Source organism: Pseudomonas sp. UBA6315, assembly GCF_002438125.1.
Classification (GTDB): domain Bacteria; phylum Pseudomonadota; class Gammaproteobacteria; order Pseudomonadales; family Pseudomonadaceae; genus Aquipseudomonas; species Aquipseudomonas faucium.
Window position 1 is genome coordinate 1 of the sequence record NZ_DJTF01000003.1, and the last position, 7853, is coordinate 7853.

Sequence of the window (7853 nt, forward strand, 5' to 3'; positions counted from 1 at the left end):
GGGTTCATCTTCAACAACTGGGGCGAGGCCGGGTTTACCCAGGCCTTTCTCGACAGCTTTGCCGACTGGCTCGACCAGCCAGTGGCGGTGGTGCAGGTAAAACTGCCAGATCGCTGACCGAAGGCCCTTATTTTGCATTGAGCGGCGCGCCGTGGATGAGTATAATGGCGCGCTTCCATTTTTCCCGCCCGGGAGCCCCCGCGATGCTGCGTATCAGCCAAGAAGCCCTGACCTTCGACGATATCCTCCTTGTACCTGGCTATTCCGAGGTACTGCCTAATGAAGTCAGTCTCAAGACCCGTTTGACCCGTGGCATCGAGCTGAACATTCCGCTGGTATCCGCCGCCATGGACACCGTGACCGAAGCGCGCCTGGCCATTGCCATGGCCCAGGAAGGCGGTATCGGCATCATCCACAAGAACATGACCATCGAGCAGCAGGCCGGCGAAGTGCGCAAGGTCAAGAAGTTCGAGGCTGGCGTGGTCAAGGACCCGATCACCATCGAAGCCGACGCCACCGTGCGCGACCTGTTCGACCTGACCCGCCTGAACAACATTTCGGGTGTTCCGGTGCTGGAGAACGGCGACCTGGTCGGTATCGTCACCTCCCGTGACGTGCGTTTCGAAACCCGCCTGGATGCCAAGGTGCGCGACGTGATGACGCCTAAAGAGCGCCTGGTCACCGTCCGCGAAGGCGCCGACAAGAACGAAGTCCGCGAGCTGCTGCACAAGCACCGCCTGGAAAAAGTCCTGATCGTCGACGAGAAGTTCAGCCTCAAGGGCATGATGACCGTCAAGGACATCGAAAAGGCCAAGGCCTACCCGCTGGCCAGCAAGGACGACCAGGGTCGCCTGCGCGTCGGCGCTGCGGTCGGCACCGGCAAGGACACCGGCGAGCGCGTTGCCGCCCTGGTTGCCGCCGGCGTTGACGTGGTGGTGGTCGACACCGCCCACGGCCACTCCAAAGGCGTGATCGACCGCGTTCGCTGGGTCAAGGAAACCTACCCGCAAGTGCAGGTGATCGGCGGCAACATCGCCACCGGCGCTGCGGCCAAGGCCCTGGCTGAAGCCGGCGCCGACGCCGTCAAGGTCGGTATCGGCCCAGGCTCGATCTGCACCACCCGCATCGTCGCCGGTGTCGGCGTGCCGCAGATCAGCGCCATCGCCAACGTCGCCGCTGCACTGGCAGGCACTGGCGTGCCGCTGATCGCCGATGGCGGCATCCGTTTCTCGGGTGACCTGTCCAAGGCTATCGTTGCCGGCGCGTCCTGCGTGATGATGGGTTCGATGTTCGCCGGTACCGAAGAAGCACCGGGCGAAGTAGAGCTGTTCCAGGGCCGTTCCTACAAGGCCTACCGCGGCATGGGCTCGCTGGGTGCCATGGCACAGGCGCAAGGCTCCTCCGACCGCTACTTCCAGGACTCCTCGGCCGGCGCCGAGAAGCTGGTACCGGAAGGCATCGAAGGCCGCGTTCCTTACAAAGGCGCCCTGGCCGCGATCATCCACCAGCTGATGGGCGGCCTGCGTTCGTCCATGGGCTACACCGGCAGCGCGACCATCGAAGAGATGCGTACCAAGCCGGAATTCGTGCGCATCACCGGTGCCGGCATGGCCGAGTCCCACGTGCATGACGTGCAGATCACCAAAGAAGCCCCTAACTACCGCGTAGGCTGAGGCTTCAAGCAATAACCGAACGGGGCTGTCACGAACAGCCCCGCGTCGTTTCCGATTTCCACTGACGAGATTGAGTCATGGCCCTCGACATTCACGCTCACCGCATCCTGATCCTCGATTTCGGTTCCCAGTACACCCAGCTGATCGCCCGCCGCGTGCGCGAAATCGGCGTGTACTGCGAACTGCACCCGTTCGACATGGACGATGAAGCGATCCGCGAATTCAACCCGCGCGGCATCATCCTCGCCGGCGGCCCCGAGTCGGTCCACGAAGCCAACAGCCCGCGCGCGCCGCAGGCCGTGTTCGACCTGAACGTACCGCTGCTGGGCATCTGCTACGGCATGCAGACCATGGCCGAGCAGCTGGGCGGCAAGGTCGAAGGTTCCGACCTGCGTGAGTTCGGTTATGCCCGCGTCGACGTGGTCGGCAAGAGCCGCCTGCTCGATGGCATCGAAGACCACGTCGACGACGACGGCGTACTGGGCCTGGACGTGTGGATGAGCCACGGCGACAAGGTCACCCAGATGCCGGGCGACTTCCACGTGCTGGCCAGCACCCCGAGCTGCCCGATCGCCGGCATGTTCGACGATGCGCGCGGCTACTACGGCGTGCAGTTCCACCCGGAAGTGACCCACACCAAGCAAGGCGGTCGCATCCTGTCCCGCTTCGTGCAGGACATCTGCGGCTGCGAAGCCCTGTGGACCCCCTCCAACATCGTCGAAGACGCCATCGCCCAGGTGCGTGAGCAAGTCGGTTCGGCCAACGTCCTGCTGGGCCTGTCCGGCGGCGTCGACAGCTCCGTGGTTGCCGCCCTGCTGCACCGCGCCATCGGCGACCAGCTGACCTGCGTATTCGTCGACAACGGCCTGCTGCGCCTGCACGAAGGCGACCAAGTGATGGCCATGTTCAAGGAGAACATGGGCGTCAAGGTGATCCGCGCCGACGCCGAGAAGCAGTTCCTCGACAACCTGGAAGGCGAAGCGGACCCGGAGAAGAAGCGCAAGATCATCGGCCGCACCTTCATCGACGTGTTCGATGCCGAAGCCAGCAAGCTGGACAACATCCAGTTCCTCGCCCAGGGCACCATCTACCCGGACGTGATCGAGTCGGCTGGCGCCAAGAGCGGCAAGGCCCACGTGATCAAGTCGCACCACAACGTCGGTGGCCTGCCGGAGGAAATGAACCTCAAGCTGGTCGAGCCGCTGCGTGAGCTGTTCAAGGACGAAGTGCGCAAGATCGGCCTGGAGCTGGGCCTGCCCTACGACATGGTCTACCGCCACCCGTTCCCGGGCCCGGGCCTGGGCGTGCGGATCCTCGGTGAAGTGAAGAAGGAATACGCCGACATCCTGCGTCGCGCCGACCACATCTTCATCGAAGAGCTGCGCAAGGCCGATTGGTACCACAAGACCAGCCAAGCCTTCGTGGTGTTCCAGCCGGTCAAGTCGGTGGGCGTCGTCGGCGATGGCCGCCGCTACGCCTGGGTCGTCGCACTGCGCGCCGTGGAAACCGTGGACTTCATGACCGCACGTTGGGCGCACCTGCCCTACGAGCTGCTGGAAACCGTCAGCGGCCGCATCATCAACGAAATCGACGGCATCTCCCGCGTCACCTACGACGTGTCGAGCAAGCCGCCAGCCACCATCGAGTGGGAATGAGTTGAGCCACAAGGGCGCCGCAAGGCGCCCTTGTCGTATCCATGCCCGTTGACATCCCACCCTGCGACAAGACTTCACTTAATATTTCCCATTTGCAGGTGTATCGTATTCGCCCTTCATCGCCAGCCATGCTGGCAGCTTGATTGCGCCGAAACGAGGTACCTGCACCGATGTCCTTTACCCGTCGACAAATGCTCAAGGGCCTGACCGGCCTTGCTGTGGTAGGCCTGGGCGCCGGGGGCGCTGCGCGCTACTGGCTGGGCAAGGTGGAGGACGAGAACGCCGGCCACGACTACGAGCTGATCGCCGCGCCCCTGGACGTGGAGCTGGTGCCTGGCTTCAAGACCGAGGCCTGGGCCTTCGGCCCCTCGGCGCCGGGCACCGAGCTGCGGGTACGCCAGGGCACCTGGCTGCGGGTGCGCTTCATCAACCACCTGCCGGTGGAAACCACCATTCACTGGCACGGCATCCGCCTGCCGCTGGAAATGGACGGCGTGCCCTATGTGTCGCAGCTGCCGGTCAAGCCGGGCGAGTACTTCGACTACAAGTTCCGCGTGCCGGATGCCGGCAGCTACTGGTATCACCCGCACGTCAGCAGCTCCGAGGAGCTGGGCCGTGGACTGGTCGGCCCGCTGATCGTCGAGGAACGCGAGCCCACTGGTTTCCGCCACGAGCGCACGCTGAGCCTGAAGAACTGGCACGTGGACGAGCAGGGCGCCTGGCTGCCGTTCAGCATCCCCCGCGAAGCGGCGCGCAACGGCACCGCCGGGCGCCTGATCACCATCAACGGCCAGGCCGATTCGGTGACCGAGCTGCCGGCCGGGCAGGTGGTGCGCCTGCGCCTGCTGAACCTGGACAACACCTGGACCTACCGCCTCAACCTCAAGGGCAACTGCGAGGCGAAGATCTACGCCCTGGACGGCAACCCGGTGACCCCGCGGCCCATGGACGACGAGTACTGGCTGGGCCCAGGCATGCGCATCTGCCTGGCGATTCGCATCCCCGAGGCGGGCGAGGAAATTTCCCTGCGTGACGGTTTCGTGCGCCTGGGCACCCTGCGCTCGGTGGCCAGCAACGACGCGCCGAGCGACTGGCCGCCAGCACTGCCGGCCAACCCGGTGGCCGAGCCGGACCTGGCGAATGCCGAGAAGCTCAACTTCAATTTCGAATGGGTCGGCAAGGTGTCGGTGAACACCGAAAATGGCAAGCCGCCAAGCCTGTGGCAGATCAACGGCCAGGCCTGGGACATCACCGACAAGACCTGCGCCGACCGCCCGATCGCCACGCTGCAGAAGGGCAAGAGCTACATCTTCGAGCTGAAGAACATGACCCAGTACCAGCACCCGATCCACCTGCACGGCATGAGCTTCAAGGTGATCGCCTCCAACCGCCGCGACATCGTCGAGCCGTGGTTCACCGACACCTACCTGCTGGGCAAGAACGAACGCGCCCAGGTGGCGCTGGTGGCCGATAACCCTGGCACCTGGATGTTCCACTGCCATGTCATCGACCACATGGAAACCGGCCTGATGGCCGCGATCGCGGTGGTCTGATGCGCCCGCAGATCATCGATCGCAGCCGCGATCAGGAATTCATGCGCCTGGCCCTCGGCCTGGCGGCAGAAGGCGCCGCACTGGGCGAGGTGCCGGTGGGGGCGGTGCTGGTGCAGCATGGCCAGGTGATCGGGCAGGGTTTCAACCGGCCGATCCTCGACAGCGACCCCAGCGCCCATGCCGAGATGGTGGCCATCCGTGCCGCAGCGAAATCGGTCAGCAATTACCGGCTGCCAGGAAGCACTCTGTATGTGACCCTGGAGCCTTGCAGCATGTGTGCGGGGCTGATCGTGCATTCGCGGGTTTCGCGGGTGGTGTTTGGCGCGCTCGAGCCCAAGGCGGGTATCGTGGAGAGCCAGGGCCAGTTCTTCGGGCAGGGCTTTCTCAACCATCGGGTTATCGTGGAGGGGGGCGTGCTGGCGGAAGAATGCGGGCAGATACTCAGTGAATTCTTCAAGGCCCGACGGGCCAGGTCTTGATCCTTATCGGCCTCTTCGTGGATGCTTTTCGCGAAGAGGCCGGCAAGGCTCAGGTCGGCACTAATTGCTAGCGCGGGTTAGTTGTCTTTCCTGGCATCCACGCACGAAAGTTTTCCTTTCACGTTGCCCTTCTTGTAATTGTTTTCAACCATTTTCAGATTTTCAACAATGTATGCATTGTTGGGTGTGTTCTTGAGTGTTTCCAGTTCGACTTGAACGGGAACTAACCCCGGCTCAGCCCGAACGGTAAATGTCCAGTTACCCGCCTCGCATCGACTGCCTTTCGGTTTATCTGAACCAAAGGTAATGGTGTAGGATGAGCCCCCTTGTTTGTTTACGAGAAATCGATAGACCTCGTCGTTCTTGCAGGCGTTATCGCCAAGGTATTGGGCTCCGGAGGTGGGGAGGTCATAAGTACCGCAAACAGCGCCATTGTTATTTTTGTACATTTGCAATTTATCTAAAGACGATGAGTCGGCAGCGCTCGCTTGATTCGCCAGTGCGGCAAATGCAAAAGTCAAAAAAGATGCGCTGATCGAGCGTTGTGTCTTGTTCATGACTCTCACCCTGTCTGGATAATGGAGGCTCAGAATCTATTAGGGTGCGCGGTCATTCGCTACTGACAGTTTTATCAGTAGCTGTGACAGGAACAGGATGTTATGGCGGGAACAATCAAACGGGGGAGCGAAGCAATTACATCGGCGGCGACTGTTCCGCCGGCTTGTCCTTGTTCACCCCAGGCACATGCAAGTTGCCCTCGGCCATCTGGCCTTCGAGCTGCGGCTGGGTCACCCAGGTGAGGATGTCGTAGTAACGGCGGATGTTGGCCACGAAGTGCACCGGCTCGCCCCCGCGGGCATAACCGTACTTGGTCTGCCGGTACCACTGCTTCTGCGACAGGCGCGGCAGCATCTTCTTCACGTCCAGCCACTTGTTCGGGTTGAGCTTCTCGCGCTTGGCCAGCGTGCGGGCGTCTTCCAGGTGGCCGGTGCCGACGTTGTAGGCGGCCAGGGCGAACCAGGTGCGGTCTGGCTCCTGGATGCTGTCGTCGAGCTCGGCCTTGATCTTCATGAAGTACTTGGCGCCGCCCTGGATGCTCTGGCGGGGGTCCAGGCGGTTGGACACGCCCATGGCCTGGGCAGTGCGCTGGGTCAGCATCATCAGGCCGCGCACGCCGGTCTTGGAGGTGACCTCGGGCTGCCACATCGATTCCTGGTAGCCGATCGCCGCCAGCAGGCGCCAGTCGACCTGCTCGACCTTGGCGTAGCTCTTGAAGTGCTTCTCGTACTTGGGCAGGCGCTGCTGCAGGTGCTGGGCGAAGGTATAGGCACCGACATAGCCCAGTACGTCGACATGGCCGTAGTAGCGGTCTTTCAGGCGCTGCAGGGTGCCGTTCTTCTGCGCCTTGTCGAGGTATTCGTTGACCTCGTTGAGCAGGCTGTTGTCATCGCCTGCCGCCACTGCCCAGCGCTGGTCGCGGGTGTCGCCCAGGTCGAAGGCGACCCGCACGTTGGGGAAGTACACCTGGTTCATCGCCAGTTCATTGGAATCGACCAGGGTCAGGTCGATCTGGCCTTCATCGACCATGCGCAGCAGGTCGACCACCTCGACCGCATCGGATTCTTCGTATTCCAGGCCCGGGTACTGCTTTTTCAGCTCGGCCAGCTGGTCGGCGTGGCTGCTGCCCTTGAGCACCATGATCTTCTTGCCCACCAGGCCCTTGGCGTCGGTGGGGCGCGGCCGGCCGTTGCGGTAGATGACCTGCGGGGTCACTTCGAGGTAGGGGTGGGAGAACTTGGCCTGGGCCTTGCGCCGCTCGCTGCTGACCAGGCCCGCTGCCGCCAGTACCGGGCCGGAGGGCTTGCCGAGGTCATCGAACAGCTCGTCGAGGTTGTCGGCCGTCTCGATCTCCAGCTTGACGCCGAGATCGTCGGCAAAATGCTTGACCAGTTCGTATTCGAAGCCGGTTTCGCCGTTGCGGTCCTGGAAGTAGGTGGCCGGGCTGTTGCGGGTAATTACACGCAGCACGCCATCCTCCTTCACGCGCTCGAGGGTGCTGGGTTTTTCAACACAGGCACCGAGCATCAGAAAGAGTCCGGTTGCGAAGAGCCATTTGGCGCAACGCTGGCGCAAAGCAGTGTGGGCGAACATAGGTTGCAGTATACGCAAAGGACTGGCCCAGCCATATCTCGACAACAGATAGCTTGTCTGCTAGCGGGTTGTGTGGTGGGGTGAGATTGCATCAGGGCCAACAGGTGGTTGGCTTGAGAGGTGTGGCGCCTGTGAGACCGAGCGCCGTGCGGGCGGCGCATCGCGGGCAAGCCCGCTCCCACCGTCTGTTTCGGGCCAGTCGCTCCTGTGAGGTCTCCACTGCCCGCCTTGTTTGTTTCTTTCGATATTGAGGTGGGCGCAACTGCTTTTCATCAGTTATCAGTCATGCACCAAGGCGGGCAGTCCATCTGGCACAGGATAGATTGGCCCGAAACAGACTGT

The 7853-nt window shown here is 62.7% G+C and carries 6 protein-coding genes and 1 pseudogene; 5 read left to right on the forward strand and 2 right to left on the reverse strand.

Annotated elements, in window-relative coordinates:
* The 5 genes and pseudogenes from B3E94_RS00085 to tadA form a co-directional block, all read left to right on the forward strand.
* A pseudogene (locus B3E94_RS00085) lies at positions 1-117 on the forward strand (sugar ABC transporter ATPase); the annotation flags it as partial.
* An 86-nt stretch (positions 118-203) separates the two neighbouring features.
* The gene (gene guaB / locus B3E94_RS00090; protein ID WP_286911830.1) at positions 204-1673 is read left to right on the forward strand and encodes an IMP dehydrogenase; all 1470 of its coding nucleotides are present in this window, start codon (positions 204-206) and stop codon (positions 1671-1673) included.
* Between the two features lie 77 nt (positions 1674-1750).
* The gene (gene guaA / locus B3E94_RS00095) at positions 1751-3328 is read left to right on the forward strand and encodes a glutamine-hydrolyzing GMP synthase (RefSeq protein ID WP_176514690.1); all 1578 of its coding nucleotides are present in this window, start codon (positions 1751-1753) and stop codon (positions 3326-3328) included.
* Between the two features lie 170 nt (positions 3329-3498).
* Complete coding sequence (locus B3E94_RS00100) at positions 3499-4881, forward strand: multicopper oxidase family protein (RefSeq protein WP_286911833.1); 1383 nt, start codon at positions 3499-3501, stop codon at positions 4879-4881.
* Positions 4881-5360: a tRNA adenosine(34) deaminase TadA gene (gene tadA, locus B3E94_RS00105; protein ID WP_286911835.1), complete on the forward strand. Its 480-nt coding sequence runs from the start codon at positions 4881-4883 to the stop codon at positions 5358-5360. The genes B3E94_RS00100 and tadA overlap by 1 nt, the downstream gene beginning before the upstream one ends.
* A gap of 77 nt (positions 5361-5437) precedes the next feature.
* Here the strand turns inward: tadA and B3E94_RS00110 are convergent, their stop codons facing one another.
* Positions 5438-5917: a hypothetical protein gene (locus B3E94_RS00110; RefSeq protein WP_286911837.1), complete on the reverse strand. Its 480-nt coding sequence runs from the start codon at positions 5915-5917 to the stop codon at positions 5438-5440.
* 136 nt (positions 5918-6053) lie between these two features.
* The gene (gene mltF / locus B3E94_RS00115) at positions 6054-7511 is read right to left on the reverse strand and encodes a membrane-bound lytic murein transglycosylase MltF (RefSeq protein WP_286911839.1); all 1458 of its coding nucleotides are present in this window, start codon (positions 7509-7511) and stop codon (positions 6054-6056) included.
* Positions 7512-7853 lie beyond the last annotated feature (342 nt).

Coding starts and splice junctions, on each gene's coding strand:
- guaB (WP_286911830.1), top strand. CDS start 204: ATGCTGCGTATCAGCCAAGAAGCCCTGACCTTCGACGATATCCTCCTT.
- tadA (WP_286911835.1), top strand. CDS start 4,881: ATGCGCCCGCAGATCATCGATCGCAGCCGCGATCAGGAATTCATGCGC.
- B3E94_RS00100 (WP_286911833.1), top strand. CDS start 3,499: ATGTCCTTTACCCGTCGACAAATGCTCAAGGGCCTGACCGGCCTTGCT.
- guaA (WP_176514690.1), top strand. CDS start 1,751: ATGGCCCTCGACATTCACGCTCACCGCATCCTGATCCTCGATTTCGGT.
- mltF (WP_286911839.1), bottom strand. CDS start 7,511: ATGTTCGCCCACACTGCTTTGCGCCAGCGTTGCGCCAAATGGCTCTTC.
- B3E94_RS00110 (WP_286911837.1), bottom strand. CDS start 5,917: ATGAACAAGACACAACGCTCGATCAGCGCATCTTTTTTGACTTTTGCA.